Below are 16,258 nucleotides of genomic sequence, written 5' to 3' on the forward strand. Positions count from 1 at the left end.
CAGCGGCCTGACCGGGCGACACCGCCCCCGGCGCTGCGGACGGGGCTGAACCACCGGCTATCGCCGGTCAGCCGAAACCGTCCAAACGACGGAAATCATCTCCGACGCCGCCAAATCAGGACTTCTTCAGCAGCCTGTTAGTGCGCAGGGAGGCTGGACTGGGTCAGTCCTACGGAGATGCCCGAACCGTCCTGCGAGACGCGGGACGTCACCGTTGCGCCCTTGAAGGCCGCCAGAACGGCGGCCGCTCCGAAGGGCCGCCTGGACCGATGTCATTTCGGAAGCAAACCGCGATGCGTTCGTGCGCCGAGCGGAATGTCGGCTTTTGGGCGGCAACCCAATCACGGCTCACCAGCCGAGCTGTGGTCCACTGCCGGGTGTTTGCGGTCGAGGCAGTGGCTTTCGCGGATCGACCCATGCCCAGCAGGCTTCCTCGATCCGGCCACTCGTATTCTATGGCCCACTGCCGCTTAGTTGGCACTGATCCGTGTCACGCGTCGGCCGGGGCCTGCATGAACATCGCCACAGGGCAGGCTGCTAAAGGCGCACCCAAACCAGACCAACCGCTGCTGACTTGAACGTCCGGTTTCGGCCGCAGCGGCGAAGGCTGCTCACTACCTCCAGCCGAAGTTGCTGGAAGGCTGACAAACGACCGCTTTAGAGAAGCGCAAACAGCGCTTCCGGCGTCTGAGTTGGGTCGGAAGCAGCTGTGACTGACGGTCCGCCCACGGCGCTCTCCTAGCGGGCAACCGCGTCGGTCTCCGTTAGAGTACCGAGTTTGGCCTGATCTAAAACGAAAGAGGCCGCCCCGTCTGGAGCGGCCCAAGTCTAGGGAGGAAACGCCCACAAAGGGCAGCACGTTGTTGAGACGTGCGCTGCGGCAACAATGTTGCGCTGCGATGGTTCCGCAATGCAGAGACCACCGACCAAGCCGTCAGGGTGTGACTGCCAGCCCGACCGGTGGCTGCCCGCGGGGGATGCAGGCATCGTTGGGTTGCAAGCTTGAGACCAGGCTTCCTCTATATCGAATTTCTGATACCTCCGACGCACGGGACACGTGGGCATAGCTATTGTTTGAGATGCTCAACCATGTCCCCAATGTTCCCCGTTCAAGCAATCGCGAATCCGCTTGCGGCTAGGATCGCGGAGCATGTTCTTGCCCAGCCTCGGTCATCACGAGGATGGGGTTCACCTTGGCCTCGAACGCGAATGGCTTGCTCGGCACCGCTGTCCCGAGCTGCAGCTGTCCGCTTTTGAGAAGCACCGACGGCTGTACGTGCGGCCGAAATGGGTCGATAGGAGGCCGTCCGCTTTTCCAGCGGGCCTGCTCCGAAGCGGACAGGTCGCTTACGGCCAGTTCCAGCCCCGCCGGTGGGCACCCATGAACGTCTGGGTTGGGTGGATTCCAGCCAGTCTGTTTTCGGGCAGTAATCGATGAGAGCGGACATCGCCCCCGTGCCCACTCACGGCCCTTTGCTGAAGCCGAGAACGTTCGCTCTTAGGCGGCCTACGGGGCCTTGTTCACCAGCTTCGCGATGGCGGCGACGATCTGGCGAAGTTGGATCGGCTTCTGGAGCCGCTCGACGCCGTCGAACTCGGCGGGGATGACTTCCAGGTCGTAGCCGGTGGTGAAGACGAACGGGATACCCTGGTTCTTCAAGGTCTCGGCGAGTTTGAACGAGGGCCCCAAGCCGAGATTGATGTCGATCACCGCAGCGTCAGGACGCTGCTCCGCCAACTCGTCCCGCGCGGCCTCTTCGTTGGGGCATGGCCCAAGCACCTCGGCTCCCGCGCCGCGCAGGGCGCGCGCGGCATCTGTGGCAAGATAGAAGTCGTCCTCCACCACAAGCACCCGGTGGCCGCCGAGATCCGCCTCATCGGTCATGTCGAGGGCCCCTCCGAACACGTTCGCGCGCTGCGGCGCATCCGTCTCCAGGATGCTGGCTCCATCCCGCAGCGCGAACTCCAGGTGGCAGTGCGCACCACCCGGCTCGATGACAACCTTACCCCTACCGCCGAGTTCGTAAGGGATGCGCTCCTCGATCAACTCGCTGCCGAAGCCCCGCCGCCGCGGCATGGACGGATCAGGTGGTGGGCGCTCGGGTGCGCCTGTCTCGGCCCAGTCGAAGCCGAGCCACGACGTTCCGCGCTTCTCGAACGTCACCCAGCGGACCGTGACGTGACCGTCCGGGACCGACAGGCCGCCGTACTTGAGCGCGTTGGTGGTCAACTCGTGGACCGCCAGCGTCAACACCTCGGCGGCTTTGGGCGACAGGATGAGGTCCGGCCCCTCGATCGTGAATTGCCCCTCATGGTGCGCCTGGGCGTCGAGTTCGTCCTGCACGATGCCGGTGATGCCGACGCCCGCATTGGCCGCGCGGGTCAGCAGCGTCTGGACGCGGGCGAGCGTCAGCAGGCGCCCGGCCATGAGCGCGGTGTACTCGGTTACGCTCGCGGCGCGCTCGCCGGTCCGGGCGGTGATCGAGCGGATCATGGCCATGATGTTGCGCACCCGGTGCTGCAACTCGGCCAGGAGCACGGCCGTATGCTCGGTGGCGAGTTTGGCCTCGGTCACGTCCTGGGTGATGCCGCCGATGCGTTGGACCCGACTATTCATATCGTACAGCGGGAAGTCTGTGTTCCGGAGCCAGCGGAAGCTGCCGTCCGCGGGCTGTTGAATGCGGAACTCGTGCACGGCGACATCGCCTGTCAGCGCCTTCTTGAGGTGCCCCAAAGCCACGTCGCGGTCCTCGGGCACGATCAGTGCGGCCCAGCGTGTCACTTCGCCCAACAGGGCGTCCGGTTCGACGCCGTAGATCGTCGCCATGGCGGGACTAACGAAATCCATCGCCAGCGTATCCGCGTCCCTGATCCAAAGGCCCGCGGCTGAGGCATTCGCGAACTGCCGGAACCGCTCATCGCTGGCCCGCAGCGCCACCTCGGTCTGGGCACGCTTCATTGCCGCCCACGTGCGTTCGGCGACATCCTCCAGAAACTTGAGTTCCCCGTCAGTCCAGTCATGCGGTTGCGTAGTCGGCGCGACCAAACACCAGATCGCATTGTTCTCACCCTTGCGAAGAACCGCAGCGAGCATGGCGCGCAGTCCCAGCATTTCGCTCATCGACCGCCTGTCGGTTTCGGAGAGGCTGGCGTCGCTCAGGAGGTCGCTGATGATGAGAGGTCCGGTCTCCAGCCGCTTCATTCCCTCGGGGAAATCAGCGATCCGATACTCGCCGGAAAGCGCCCGTAGTTCCGACGACCGATACTCAGGCCCAATCCAGCCGAGTCCTTCTTCGTGCGCATAGCGGCAGATGTAACTGCGCTCGACCTTGAACTGCTCGGCCACCAACCGCGTGGCGAGGTCGCCTATCGCCTCCGGGTCCGTCATCGCCCGGAACGCGTCGCTGAGCTTAAGCAGGAAGGCTTGACGCTCTTCGCTCTCACGTGCGGCAATCTCCGCCTGCTTGCGCTCGGTAATGTCTTGCAAGGTCCCGAAAACCCGGACGGGGCGGCGAGCGTCGTCGCTTCCGGCGAAATAGACTTGCCCATGGCTCAGCACCCAAGGGTGGCCGAGCGGCCCGAGACGGCTGAGCCGATGCTCGAAGACGAACTTGCCGTCCGACGCGCTGTCCATCGCGCGGACGAGGCCAGGATCGACGCACGGACGGTCGTCTAAGTGCACGCAATTCTCCATAATGCGTGCGCCGATGACAGTCTCGTCCGGTGCGATATCCATTAGCTCCCTGAACCGCTCGTTGGTAGTCAAGTGGTCGCTGACCAAGTCCCACTCGTATACCGCCAGTCCCGTCGCTTCGAGCGCCAGTTGCAGTCGTCCCTCGCTTTGGCGCAACGCCTCCTCAGCTTGCTTACGCTCGCCAATGTCGATGTTCATCCCGACCCAATTTTCAACGCTCCCTCTTTGATCGAGCACGGGAGCCGCGCGAACATTGGTCATGCGCCATCCGCCATCGGGGGCACGGAGGCGGAACTCGGCGTTGACGAGCCCGTGAACCGCGACGGCCTCTCGCCATTGCCGCTCGGCATAGGCGCGGTCATCGGGATGAATTGCGTTCAGCCAGCCGTAGCCGAGCCACTGCTCCTGGTTCTGCCCGGTGTAGGCACGCCAACTCGGGCTGTCGGTCACGACAAAGCCCGCAGCGGCGGTCTCCCATGTCGCCTGCGCCCAACTATCGATCAATAAGCGGTGCCGCGCATCGCTCGCGCGCAAGGCAGCCTCTACACGCAAGCGTGCGCCGATCTCGAAGCCCGTCATGTGGACGAAAGCGACTTGCTCGTCCGCCTCGCACACGGGTGTCAGCACCGCGTCGAAAACATCAGCCGCCTCGCCCTCGCCGCGCGTGTCGAGCGGCTGCCCTGCCACTTGAACGGCCTCGCCCGCGAAGGCGCGCTCGTAGAACGGCGCCACCGTTGCCCAGCCGTCCGGGAAGGTCTCGGGAAGCGGGCGACCGAGAGCAGTCGGGTGTCGCGCGCCGAAGAGCTTGGCGGCGGCGGCGTTGTAGATCAGGACGCGCTCAGGTCCGCACACGAGGCTCGACACAAGCGGGCTGGCGAGTACCTGCTCGACCATGACCCTGAGGCGCTCCGACCACGCGGCGCTCGGCCCGAGCGGCGTCGCAGCCCAGTCGAATGCGCGAATGTGCGCGGCCATCTCTTCGTCACCGCGGGGCCATCCCAGATGGGTCTGCGTCATGCCCATCCAAGAGGCGGGCGCAGCCGATCCGGTCAACTGATCCAGATTAGGTCCGGCGGTCCTGACCGATAAAGGGCGCTTGGTCCGCTTGCCGCCGCAACATGAACAGCCGCTCCCTCCTCCGAGGTGAAGTTGCCGAACGACTGACGAACGGCCGCTTCGGGAGAACGCCGACTGCGCTCTCGGCGGCTGAGTTGGGTCGATAGGAGGCTGTCCGCTTTTCCGGTAGCCGGCCTCCGAAGCAGACCGGCGGCTTTCGGCTAGTTCCGGTCGCTTTGGGGATCGCTGGTGAACGGCTGGGTTGGGTGGTTTCCTGCCTGTCCGCTTCCGCTCAAACATGGCGCGGAAGCGGACGTTCGAGCGTTCGTCTCAGGCCGCGCGAACGGTGGCGAGGAAGCGCCCGACCTCGGCCGTAAGGTGCTCGGATTGACGCGAGAGTTCCGACGCCGCTCCGAGCACTTGGCTCGCTGCGGCGCCGGTGTCCTCGGCCGCGCTCGCGACGCCGGCGATGTTGCTTGTCACCTCACCAGTCCCCTGCGCTGCCTGAGAGACGTTCCTGACGATCTCCTGAGTGGCCGCGCCCTGTTCCTCGACCGCCGCTGCAATCGACGTCGCAACGCCGCTGATTTCGCGGATCCGCCCCGTGATCCCGGCAATCGAGGTGACCGCTTGACCGGTCGAGGCCTGGATCTGGGCGATCTGCCCCGAGATCTCGCCTGTCGCCTTGGCAGTCTGCTCAGCGAGCGCCTTCACCTCAGAGGCCACCACGGCGAAGCCGCGCCCGGCTGCGCCAGCGCGCGCCGCTTCGATCGTCGCGTTCAGAGCCAGCAGGTTCGTCTGCCCAGCGATCGAAGAGATCATCGTGACAACGTCTCCGATGCGCGAGACCGCGGCGCTCAGCTCCTGAACGAGGGCGGCGGTCTGGCCGGCTTCGGTCACAGCAGTCCGGGCGAGATCCGCCGAGCCGGCCACTTGCCGACCAATCTCCTGAACGGAGGACCCGAGCTCCTCAGCGGCCGCGGCGACGGTGTTGACGTTCGAGGCGGCCTCCTCGGCGGCCGCGGCCACCGTGGTCGACTGGCTGGCCGTTTCCGTCGCCGTGGCGGTCATGGTCTGCGCGGTGGCCTGTAGCTCCGTCGCGGAGGACGACACCATGCCGATGACGCCACCGACGGCGGCCTCGAAGTCGTCGGCCATCTGCCGCATGCCAGCCTTGCGCTGTTCCTCGGCGGCCAAACGCGCCTGGGCGGTCTCCGCTTCGAGCTGGCGGGTGCGGATCAGGTTGTCCTTAAACACCTGGACGGCAGTCGCCATCGCGCCGATCTCGTCCCGACGCTGGCGGTAGGGAACGTCGATAGCAGCGTCGCCCTCCGCGAGATGGGCCATGGTCCCAGTCATGGTCTCGATCGGGCGGGAGATCCGCAGAAATCCGAATGCTGCGGCGCTCGCGGCAGCGATGATCGCCAGTACGAGGGCGACGTATGCAGCAAGTGTGGCGGCATCGGCCCCTGACAATGCCCTTTCGGCATCGTTTCGAGCGCCACCTTGATTGAGGGTGGTATCACGGCCCAGTATGTCGCGAATCTCATTGAAGATCTGGACGGTCTCAGGCTTGCTGATCACGGCCAGTGCTTCGTTCGGCCGATGACCGTCAATCAGATGGAGTGCCTCAGCCTCCAACGCCTGATAGCGGACCCAGTTCGCCATGAAAGCTTCGTAGAGACTGCGCTCTTCCGTTGACGAGATCATAGGCTCGTAGATCGCCCTCAATTTCGTGAGCTTCTCGTCAGCCAATTCGAGCTGTTTCCTGATTTCGCTCGGCTCCGTCCCAGCTGCCTGTGCAAACAGGCGCAATTGCCTGATCCTGAAATCAGCGGCGGCGTCTCTGACGCTACTGATCGCGACGACGGATGGCAGCCAATTTGTTGCGACTTCATTCACCGAATGACGCACGGTCGAGAGCTGGATGATAGCGAGGATGCCTTGACTGACCGTGATCAGGGCCAAAAAGGCGAAGGCTGAGGCGAGGGACGCCTTGAGGGATAGATGGAAGCGCATCGATTATTTCATCGCGGGAGAGACCAAGCGATGCGCCGCGCGTGCAATCGCCAGTATTCAGAGCTTTCGACACTGGCAGCAACAGGTTAATCGGCTGATTGGTTTTTATCGTGTCAAGATCACGTTTTCGTGATATATAATGTGCACTTTTTGAGCAAATCTAGTATCAAAAATCGTTTATCTACTATTTTACTTGAAAGATTTTAGACATACGAGCAAAGCGCTTCGTCGAGCCGACCAGGCTGATTTGGGGATTTGTCAAAAGACGTATGGGCCGACCGGATCGAGTCGGATGCCGAATGGCTGCTTGGGGTGGTTTTCTGCCTGCCCGTTCCCAGACAGCGGATGCATCGAAGCGGACATCGCCGCTGGTACCGATCACGACCCTTTCGGGCCTTGAGCCCGGACTTTTTGAAGCCCCGCTCTGGAACAGAGGCGGACGCCGTTCAGGCGGCCATCACGCCAGCTCGTCGGGACCCTTTAAGCGCGCCTCGCGCCCGTCGAGCCGGCATCCTGCTTGTCTCCGACACCTGCGGATAACAGCCTGTCCCAGGGCGCCGGGGACGGAAACACCTCCCCGAGGAAAGCCAGGAAGGCTTTCACGTTCGGGTTGCTGCGACGGCTTTCCGGCCATAGCGCCGTGATGACGGAACGCTCGACGGCGAATTCCTGCAGAACCGGCACCAGCAAGCCCCGCTCGACGTACGGGGCCGCGATGTAGGTGGGTGAGATGCCGATGCCGCCGCCGGCCACCAGGACGGCCGCCACGGCGTCGCTGAAGTCCGTGACGATGCCGGCGTTCGGCGTGATCTCGACCGCACGGCCGCCGACCCGGAACGGCCAGCGCAGAGCCTGGCCCGTGTTCTGGAAGCGAAAGTTTACGCAGTCGTGGCGAACCAGATCGTCCGGATGCCCCGGGGTGCCGCGACGCTGCAGGTAGCCCGGCGAGGCGAAGGCGCAGAGCCAGTGCGGCGCAAGACGCCGGGAGATCAGGCGCGTGTCTGCGAGCTCGCCCACCCGGATCGCGACATCGATGCCTTCCTCGATCAGGTCCACGAAGCGGTCGCCCAGGCGCAGGTCGATGGACAGCTTCGGGTGACGCTCGCGGAAGCGCGGCAGCGCCGGGGCCAGCAGATGCACCCCGACGGGGAACGGCGCCGTCACCTTCAAGGTGCCGGCAGGCTCGGAGCGCGCTGCCACGGCGGCCTGCTCGATCTCCTCGGCCTCGCGCAGTAGACGGAGCGCTCGCTCATGCAGATCGCGGCCTTCCGGCGTCAGGGTCAGCGAGCGCGTTGTGCGGGTGAACAGGCTCAAGCCCAACCGCTCCTCCAGCCGCTGCACGCTCTTGCTCACCGCCGAGGGCGAGATGCCTAGGGAGCGTGCGGCGGCGGTGTAGCTGCCGAGCGAAGCCGAGCGCGCGAAGGCGATGATGCCAGTGAGACGGTCGAGGCCGATCTGTTCCATGACGGCAAGATTGAAGCGAAGACGAGCCTGATTATCAAGCTCGAAGCGATGATCCATTCTTCTTCCCACAGGCGCCGTAGCGGCACCATCGAGAAGGATCATCGTCATGAGCAGCAGGCTTCAGGATCGCACCGTCGTTATCTTCGGCGGCACCTCCGGCATCGGCCTGGCGGCCGCTCAGCAGGCCAAGGCCGCGGGTGCCAAGGTCATCGTGGTCGGCTTCAATGCCGAGGGCGCCGAGCGCGTGGCGGCCGAGGGCGGCTTCGCCGGCTGGCGCGCGGCGGACGTGACCCGGCCCGAGACCATCGCTGCAGCGCTCGCCGACATCCCGCAGGTGGACCACCTCGTATTGCTGGCCGGCACGTTCGTGGCCGGAAAGGTTCTCGAGGCCGAGGTCGACTACCTGAAGCGGGCCTTCGATGAGCGGATCTGGGCGGCGGTCCACACGCTGCGCGCCCTCGGCGGCCGACTTGCGCAGGACGGCTCCGTGACCTTCATCTCCGGCGCCCTGGCAGACCGCCCCAGCGCCCAGGGCACCGCCGTGCTCGCGGCTGCTTCTGCCGCCATGGAGGCGTTCGCGCGCGGCCTCGCGCTCGAACTGGCACCGATACGGGTGAATACCTTATCACCGGGCACCACCGACACTCCGCTCCTGGCCCGCACGCTCGGCGCCCATCGCGACGCCTACGTGGCCGCGTTGACCGAGACGCTGCCGCAGCGCCGCCTGGGCACGGCTGAGGAGGCAGGCGCGGCGGTCGTCTTTCTGATGGGCAACGGCTTCATGAACGGCGAGACCCTGCACATCGATGGGGGCGCCCGCCTCGTCTGACATCACCTTGCAGAGGAAAAGTTCGATCCCGACGGCTCCGTACCGACGGCAGCGGTCGGGGACGAGCGGTCATTCCGGCGGTTTGGCTGAAGGCCTGGAACGCACCTCGAGCCGAAATGGCCGGATAGCTGACGAACGACCACTTATGGGAAGCGCCCACAGCGCTTCACGCGGCTGAATTGGGTCGCCAGCGGAACGTCTGCATATGCCTTCAGTCTCCAGAGCCTTGGTCCGGGTGTCTCCTCGCCTTGTCGGCACGAGCCGGCGAGGAGACAAACGATGGGACACTCAGCACACGATCCCGCCACGAAAGGACGGCCGGCCTGGAACGCCGGCCGCAAGCTCGGCGCCAAGCGCGCCCTCAAACCTCAGCAGGTCTGGGCCATCCGGTTCTAGCTCGACCGCGAACGGCGCACGCGCGACCGGGCGATGTTCGACCTCGCCATCGACAGCAAGCTGCGCAGCTGCGACATCGTCAAACTCAAGATTGGCGACCTCGTCAGCGGTGGTCGCGTTCGTAGCCGCGCCATCGTCATCCAGAGCAAGACCGTCCGACCAGTGCAGTTCGAATTGCTTGAACCCGCACGAACCAGCATCCTGGCATGGCTGGAGGCCAGGGGCGGAACGCTCGACGACTATGCCTTCCCGAGCAGGCTCGACGGCGTCACGCACATCAGCACCCGGCAGTATGCGCGTTTGGTCGACGAGTGGGTCACAGGCATCGGGCTGCGAAGCGAGGATTACGGGACCCACTCGCTACGTCGCACAAAGGCGTCGTTGATCTACAAACGGACCGGCAACCTGCGTGCCGTTCAGATCCTGCTCGGCCATACCAAGATCAAGAGCACGGTCAGGTACCTCGGTGTCGACGTCGAGGATGCACTGACCCTGGCCGAAGGGACTGAGTTTTAGGCGTCTGGCCCCTCGGCTTCTGCGTCGAGGGGCTTCGAGACTGGTCCGGCAGCAATGCGCCCACAGCCGACATGCAATGCCCCTTGCGGAGATCCTGGAAGCGGTCACTGGCGACTGAACATATGTTCGACGGGGACGAGGCGCACGCAATCTTGCGCCGGGTTGCAGCCGTGGCCCAATCGCAATCACGTCGGGCGCGTCACTCAGAGGCGAGAGACAATTCGATGAAGCGCTTCGCGCTCCCTGGCCGGGGTGAAGAGCGTTGCTCGCTCCGCACCGAACGCATGCAGGTGTTCCAGAAAACGAGGCTCTTCTTCAGCCCGGAGGAGCAGCGTGGCCAAGGCCGCATCGTCCCCGACCGGAAAATAACCGGGATGCTCCGGGCCCAGGAGGCCTCGGGTCCCAGGGATGTCGGTGGCGAGGATCGGCAAGCCGGCGACAACCGCTTCCGACACCACGTTCGCGCCACCCTCCTGCTGTGAACTGAGGACCATGACCCGCGCCCGCGTCAGCCAGCGCCGGACCAGAGAGCCGGCCTGGTCCCCGAGCCACTGGTAGCGCGGGTTGTGCGCCATCTCTTCCCGGGCCCGATCGGCCCAGATCTGATCCCGCGCACCGCCGAGATGCACGATCCGGATCCGGGATCTGTCCGGCAGGCGCCGGGCCGCACGGGCCGCGCAGAGCGGGTCCTTGACGGAACGCAGATGCGCGACGACGAGAATCTCGAACACATCGTCGGAGACCGGCCAGCGATGCGCCCGCGCCGTCGCAGACTGGTAGACCACCGCGACCTTGCTGCGGTGACGCGCCGGGAGGGCGGTGGGCACGCCATCGTGCAGGCCGATCAAGCAGTCCGCCAGATCGAGCGAGCGCAGGGTCGGCTCCGGGTCGGCCGCCAGATAGTGATAGAGATCCGTACCGGTCAGGGCGACGATGAGCGGTCTATCCGGATACCGCGCCTTGAAGCGCGCAATCGACGGCGCGCTGCGCCACCCGTGAAGCGCCAGCATCATGTCGACGTCGGCGTCGTCCAGGTAGGTTGTTGACACGTCGACTTGGTGACCGAGTTCACCCAGGATGCGCGCCCAGCGCATCGCCGTGGTTCGATTGCCGGCACGAGACGTTCTCGCCGCCGGTGTGATCAGGCTGATTCTCATGGTTGCAACAGGATTCCGGGACGTTTGATGAGCGCACAGGCCTCGACTGCCGAGCTCGTGGCGATGCTTAAGGATGCCAGAGCGCGGACGCTCGAACTGGTATCAGGCCTCGATCAGGACCGCCTGATGGGCCCGCAGAGCGCGATCGTGAACCCCCTCTTGTGGGAAATCGGTCATCTCGCCTGGTTTCACGAACATTTCATCCTGCGCGGCCTCGACAGGGCGCCGCCCCGGCTGGCGACAGCCGATGGACTCTACGATTCCGCGCGGGTGCCCCACGCGACGCGTTGGTCGATCTCATTGCCGGAGCTGCCCGACACCCTCGCCTACATGGCCCGCGTGCAGGAGGCGCTCGTCCGCCGGCTCGACGGACGCGAGCCGACGGCGCAGGAAGCCGAGCTCTACCAGCTCGTCACCTTCCACGAGGACATGCACGACGAGGCCTTCACCTACACGCGTCAGACCCTGGGCTACCCGCGGCCGTCCTTCGCCACCTCGGCCTCGGCGCAGAATACGGGGACAGGTCCCTGGCCCGGCGACGTCGCGGTCGGCGGGGGAACCTGGCAACTCGGCGCCGAACCCGGCGGCGGCTTCGTCTTCGACAACGAGAAATGGGCGCATCCCGTGGCCGTCGCGGCGTTCCGCATCGCCCGCGCGCCGGTGACGAACAGGGAGTTCGCAGCCTTCGTGGCGGATAGCGGTTATCGGAATCCCGATTGCTGGGATGACGAGGGCGCACGGTGGCGCGACGGGTGCGGTGCCGAGCACCCGGTCTACTGGACGCGGCATGGGCGAGACGACTGGACCTGCCGCAGGTTCGACCGGGACGAGCCGTTCGCTCCAGATCAGCCGGTCGTCCATGTCAGCTGGTACGAGGCCAACGCATATTGCCGCTGGGCGGGCCGACGCCTGCCCACCGAGGCCGAATGGGAGGCCGCCGCGGCCGGCACGCCGGCATCCGACGGCACGTTGAGCGGCACCAAGCATATCTATCCCTGGGGGGATGGGGCGCCGACTCCTCAGCACGCCAACCTCGATGGAGGACATCTCGGCTGTGTCGACGTCGCGGCCTTCCCCCAGGGCGACAGTGCCTGGGGCTGCCGGCAGATGCTCGGCAACGTCTGGGAATGGACGGCGAGCCCGTTCCTCCCGTTTCCCGGCTTCGCGCCGCACGCCTACAAGGAATATTCGGAGCCCGCCTTCGGGACGCGCAAGGTCCTGCGGGGCGGCGCCTGGGCGACCCGCGCGCGGATGATCGATACCGCCTACCGCAACTTCTTCGGTCCGGAGCGCCGCGACGTTTTCGCCGGCTTCCGGACCGTGGCTCTCTAGATCGGGCCCCGAGCAGCCGCGACGGCGGCGATGAGGCGGAGCGCCATCGTCGCGCCGTTGGCCTCGCCCTTCTCGAAATCGCCGGCCTGGCCCATCTGGTTGGTCACGTGTGCGAAGCACAGGACGGCCTTGCCGCGCGCCTGCGCGAACGCGTAGAGGGCCGCCGCCTCCATCTCGACTGCGAGGATGCCCCGCGCCCGGGCCGCCGCGATCGCCCGTTCGGTTTCCCGGTAGGGGGCGTCGGTCGTCCAAGTGGCGCCCCGTTCGACGGGCTCGCCGATCCCCGTCAGCGCGGGCGCCACGGCCGCCACCAAGGCCCGGGGCGCGTCAACGAACTCGCCCGGCGGCAGGTAATGGTAGCTCGTGCCCTCGTCGCGAAGGGCCGCCTCGATGAGGATGAAATAGGGCGGCGCCCGCAGGGCCGTAATCTGACCGGACGAGGTGATGCTGATCAGGAGTTCGCAGCCGGAGGCGAACATCTGCTCGGCCACCAGCACGGCGAAGGGCGCGCCGACCGCGCAGCCGACGATGCCGATCGCGCGCCCGGATTCCTCGAACCGGTGCAGGGTGCTGTGGTAGCAGGCCCAGTCGGGATCGGGCCGGGCCCGCCCGGTCGCGCAGAGGTGGCGGACGATGTCGCCGTCCGGGTCGAGGACGCACAGTGCCGGCACTCGGCCTGCGCCGAGACCGCGTTGCCGGCGCGCCTCGCGGAGGAGATTCTCGGGCGTGAACGTCGAGGCCTCTCCGTGTGCCTTGTCATGCAGGATCGGGGCAATCGCGCGCTCGTGCGGCGGCATGGGCGGTGTCAGGCCTCGACGCGGATCGCGGCAGGGCCGTCGTCGAACCGCCCGACCACGGCCGCCTGCGTGAAGCCCGCGGCGCGGCATTGGGCCAGGATCGCTTCCGCCCGCGGGGGGGTGCAGGTCACGAGCAGGCCCCCGGAGGTCTGGGGATCGGTGAGGATGTGCCGGCGCCAGTCCGGCAGGCCCTCGGGGAGCGCAACCTGCCCCCCGAAGCTCGCCCAGTTCCGGTGCGAGGCTCCGGTGACGAAACCCTCCCGCGCCAGGGCCTCGGCCCGGGGCAGGAGCGGGATGCCGCCCCCGGCGATCACGAAGGTCAGGCCGGCGCCGCGTGCGAGTTCCAGGCCGTGGCCCAGCAGGCCGAAGCCGGTGATGTCGGTGATGGCGTGGACCTCCGGATCGCGTGCCAGATCCGCTCCGACCTTGTTGAGACGCGTCGTGGTGGCGACGAAATCCGTGTAGCCGGAGGCATCTAGGGCCTCCCGCTTGATCGCCGCCGAGTAGATCCCGACGCCGAGGGGCTTGGTCAGGATGGCGACGTCGCCGGCGCGGGCATCGGCGTTGCGCCGCAGATGCGCACGGTCGCACGAGCCGATCACCGCCAGGCCGTAGATCGGCTCGGGCGTGTCGATCGAGTGGCCGCCCGCGATCGGAATGCCCGCCTCGGCGCAGGTGGCCGCGCCGCCCTTCAGGATCTCGGCGACGGTCTCGGGGGCGATCTTGCCGACCGGCATGCCCAGGATGGCCAGCGCCAGCATCGGCTTGCCGCCCATCGCGTAGACGTCGGAGATGGCGTTGGTGGCGGCGATCCGGCCGAAATCGTGCGGGTCGTCCACCATCGGCGTGAAGAAGTCCGTGGTGGCGATCAGGCAAGTACCGTCGTCCAGGGCCCAGACTGCTGCATCGTCGGCGGTCTCGTTGCCGACCAGCAGGCGTTCGAAGGGACCGGCGACCGGCTGGTCGGCCAGGAGCGTGCGCAGCACTGCGGGATCGAGCTTGCAGCCGCACCCGCCCCCATGGGCGAGGCTGGTGAGACGAACCGGGGGCATATCCATCGATCAATCCTCTCGTGTCGTGATCCGGGACGGAACGTGTCGGGCACGCGGTCACCAGACAAGCGCAGGCATCCGGTATAACCGGTCGGACGCGTTTATCGGCGGGGGCTGCGCGGCTCCGATCTGGAGCGCTGCGAAGCCGTTTCCCAGTGCACCCGCCACGTCGAGAGCGACGGTGTCACCGATCCCCAGGACGTGCGCGGGGGCGACAGGTTGTCCGCGGACGCTCGCAGCCTTGTCCAGGGCGCGGCGATAGATCAGGGCACCGGGCTTCCCGGTCTCGACGACGTGGCCCCCGAGAGCGCGGTAGCGCTCGGCGACGAGACCGGCGAAGCGCAGGCGCGTCGCGCCCACCGTCAGGCTCGTGTTGGGGTTGGTACAGAGCAGGGGCTGGCCGCGCCGGAGCGCGGCTTCAAGGGTCGCGTCGAGGTTGTCGTCGCACTCCGGATAGCCCGTGCAAACGATCTGCTCGGCCGCGTCCACCGGGACCGGTGTGACCGGCAGCCCCTCGAACAGGACCCTGTCGCGCGCCGGCCCGATGTGATGAACGCGCCGGACAGCCGCCGCGTCGAGGAGGCTTCGGGCGACATCGGCTCCGGTCACGAGGTCGTCGTAGACGTCCGGGATCCCGCGGGTCCGGAGGGATTCCGCCAGACGCATCCCGGGCTCGGCCGCGTTCGAGACCAGGATCACCGTGCCCCCGCCGGCCCGGAAGGCGGTCAGCGCGTCGGCGGCGGCGGGAAAGACCCGCGCCGCGTCGTGGAGCACGCCGAAGACGTCGCACAGGATGACTTCATAGGCCGTCGCGAGCCAGCTCAGACCGGCGAGCGCCGCGGGCGCCTCAGCCACGGGCTGACCGCGCCTGGACGATCGTCGTGCAGGCGCTCTCGAGTTTCGGCAGGTCGCGGGCCGGGGCCATGACGACCGACAGGGGCCGGACCTCGCCACGAACGATCGGGCAGTACGGGTCGACCTGATCGAGCCGCTCCATCAGCCGCCGACGCCCTGCGCAGCCTCCGTGGCAGGAATCCTCGTAGGCGCAGCCCCGGCAGGGTTCTGGCAGGGCCCGAACCGCCGCGAAGGGGTCCGTGGCGACGATCGCGCTGCCGGCCTGACGTAGGGTTTCGAGGCTTTGGCCGGCGCCACCCCAGTATACGCAGGGTTGCACCGTCGCACGGGGCGTGACGCGCACCGTGCCGACCCCGCATCCGCCCCGGCGCGCCGGGAGGCCCGCCATGGCCCGGACGAGCGGCTCGCCGATGGCGATCACGTCGGTCTCGGCGAAGAGGCGCACGAACCCGTCCCAGTATTCAGCGTAGGTGAGCGCGAAGGCGTCCGTACGCACCGCCTGATAGACGTTGATGCGCAGCGGCGCATCGAAGCCGCGAGCCAGGGCGGCGATCTCGTGCAGCCGGTCGAAATTGGTCCGCATCATCACGGCGATGAAGGTGACGCCGACGCCCAGCGCCCGGCAACGGGCGGCCTGCGCCATCACGAGGTCCCAGTTGCCGACCCCGCGCTGCGCGTCCTGCTCCTCCCGGGTGGGATAGTCGATCGAGAATTCCACGTCGGCGAAGGCCTGCACCGCCGCGTCGTCCATCACGGCGATCGAGTGCCCGTTCGACGTGATCGTGAGCTTGATCGGCTCGGCCCGGAGCAGATCGAGTAGCCGCGGGAACTGGGGGTGCATCCCGTTCTCGCCCGTCCCCAGATTGACCGAGCGCACCGGCAGGCTGTCTAGCACCATCCGCAGCTGTTCCGGTCCGAGCCGGTCCAGGCGATCGGGATCGCGGTAGCAGAAGGAACAGGCGAGATTGCACTCGTTGGTGAGCCCGACCCCCAAGGCGAATGACGGTGTCGGGGCGACGGTGTCCGGCTCCGGAGGCTGCGGCGTCCCGGCGTCCATGGCCATGAATCCTCTCGCCTGATCTCGACAGGCC

At 66.7% G+C, this 16,258-nt stretch carries 10 protein-coding genes and 1 pseudogene; 3 read left to right on the forward strand and 8 right to left on the reverse strand.

Annotation, left to right across the window (positions count from 1 at the left end):
- Positions 1–1,507 precede the first annotated feature (1,507 nt).
- The 3 genes from MKK84_RS12570 to MKK84_RS12580 all read right to left on the reverse strand — a co-directional run bounded on the left by MKK84_RS12570 (position 1,508) and on the right by MKK84_RS12580 (position 8,233).
- On the reverse strand, positions 1,508–4,711 hold the full coding sequence (locus MKK84_RS12570) for a PAS domain S-box protein (protein ID WP_243920175.1): 3,204 nt from the start codon (positions 4,709–4,711) through the stop codon (positions 1,508–1,510).
- A gap of 369 nt (positions 4,712–5,080) precedes the next feature.
- Positions 5,081–6,769, reverse strand: a complete 1,689-nt coding sequence (locus MKK84_RS12575) for a methyl-accepting chemotaxis protein (protein WP_243920176.1) — start codon at positions 6,767–6,769, stop codon at positions 5,081–5,083.
- A 480-nt stretch (positions 6,770–7,249) separates the two neighbouring features.
- Positions 7,250–8,233: a LysR family transcriptional regulator gene (locus tag MKK84_RS12580; protein ID WP_243920205.1), complete on the reverse strand. Its 984-nt coding sequence runs from the start codon at positions 8,231–8,233 to the stop codon at positions 7,250–7,252.
- 106 nt (positions 8,234–8,339) lie between these two features.
- Between MKK84_RS12580 and MKK84_RS12585 the strand changes: the two genes are divergently transcribed.
- A complete protein-coding gene (locus MKK84_RS12585) occupies positions 8,340–9,062 on the forward strand; it encodes an SDR family oxidoreductase (protein ID WP_243920178.1) in 723 nt (240 codons plus the stop codon).
- Between the two features lie 279 nt (positions 9,063–9,341).
- Positions 9,342–9,974 (forward strand): annotated as a pseudogene (locus tag MKK84_RS12590) (tyrosine-type recombinase/integrase).
- A 203-nt stretch (positions 9,975–10,177) separates the two neighbouring features.
- Here the strand turns inward: MKK84_RS12590 and senB are convergent.
- Entirely contained in the window at positions 10,178–11,131 is a 954-nt protein-coding gene (gene senB, locus MKK84_RS12595) for a selenoneine biosynthesis selenosugar synthase SenB (protein ID WP_267360227.1), read from the reverse strand.
- Positions 11,132–11,158: 27 nt separating this feature from the next.
- Between senB and senA the strand changes: the two genes are divergently transcribed.
- Complete coding sequence (gene senA / locus MKK84_RS12600) at positions 11,159–12,463, forward strand: selenoneine synthase SenA (protein ID WP_243920183.1); 1,305 nt, start codon at positions 11,159–11,161, stop codon at positions 12,461–12,463.
- On the opposite strand, the gene MKK84_RS12605 is transcribed toward senA, so the two are convergent.
- Genes MKK84_RS12605 through MKK84_RS12620 form a run of 4 tightly spaced genes read right to left on the reverse strand, consistent with a single transcriptional unit; the run spans position 12,460 to position 16,230 of the window.
- Positions 12,460–13,260, reverse strand: coding sequence for a nucleoside phosphorylase (locus MKK84_RS12605; RefSeq protein WP_243920184.1), 801 nt, complete (start codon positions 13,258–13,260; stop codon positions 12,460–12,462). The two genes, senA and MKK84_RS12605, sit on opposite strands and share 4 nt — an antisense overlap.
- 8 nt (positions 13,261–13,268) lie before the next feature.
- Positions 13,269–14,318, reverse strand: coding sequence for a selenide, water dikinase SelD (gene selD / locus MKK84_RS12610; RefSeq protein ID WP_243920185.1), 1,050 nt, complete (start codon positions 14,316–14,318; stop codon positions 13,269–13,271).
- A gap of 51 nt (positions 14,319–14,369) precedes the next feature.
- The gene (locus MKK84_RS12615; RefSeq protein WP_243920186.1) at positions 14,370–15,167 is read right to left on the reverse strand and encodes a TIGR01459 family HAD-type hydrolase; all 798 of its coding nucleotides are present in this window, start codon (positions 15,165–15,167) and stop codon (positions 14,370–14,372) included.
- Complete coding sequence (locus MKK84_RS12620; protein WP_243920187.1) at positions 15,160–16,230, reverse strand: radical SAM/SPASM domain-containing protein; 1,071 nt, start codon at positions 16,228–16,230, stop codon at positions 15,160–15,162. The genes MKK84_RS12615 and MKK84_RS12620 overlap by 8 nt, the downstream gene beginning before the upstream one ends.
- Positions 16,231–16,258: the final 28 nt, after the last annotated feature.

It is taken from the genome of Methylobacterium sp. E-065 (assembly GCF_022829605.1).
Lineage (GTDB): Bacteria > Pseudomonadota > Alphaproteobacteria > Rhizobiales > Beijerinckiaceae > Methylobacterium.

Excerpts from the sequence above, each read along its gene's own strand:
- MKK84_RS12605 (WP_243920184.1), bottom strand. The coding sequence starts at position 13,260 with ATGCCGCCGCACGAGCGCGCGATTGCCCCGATCCTGCATGACAAGGCA.
- MKK84_RS12580 (WP_243920205.1), bottom strand. The coding sequence starts at position 8,233 with ATGGAACAGATCGGCCTCGACCGTCTCACTGGCATCATCGCCTTCGCG.
- MKK84_RS12575 (WP_243920176.1), bottom strand. The coding sequence starts at position 6,769 with ATGCGCTTCCATCTATCCCTCAAGGCGTCCCTCGCCTCAGCCTTCGCC.
- MKK84_RS12570 (WP_243920175.1), bottom strand. The coding sequence starts at position 4,711 with ATGACGCAGACCCATCTGGGATGGCCCCGCGGTGACGAAGAGATGGCC.
- MKK84_RS12585 (WP_243920178.1), top strand. The coding sequence starts at position 8,340 with ATGAGCAGCAGGCTTCAGGATCGCACCGTCGTTATCTTCGGCGGCACC.
- selD (WP_243920185.1), bottom strand. The coding sequence starts at position 14,318 with ATGGATATGCCCCCGGTTCGTCTCACCAGCCTCGCCCATGGGGGCGGG.
- senB (WP_267360227.1), bottom strand. The coding sequence starts at position 11,131 with ATGAGAATCAGCCTGATCACACCGGCGGCGAGAACGTCTCGTGCCGGC.
- MKK84_RS12620 (WP_243920187.1), bottom strand. The coding sequence starts at position 16,230 with ATGGCCATGGACGCCGGGACGCCGCAGCCTCCGGAGCCGGACACCGTC.
- senA (WP_243920183.1), top strand. The coding sequence starts at position 11,159 with ATGAGCGCACAGGCCTCGACTGCCGAGCTCGTGGCGATGCTTAAGGAT.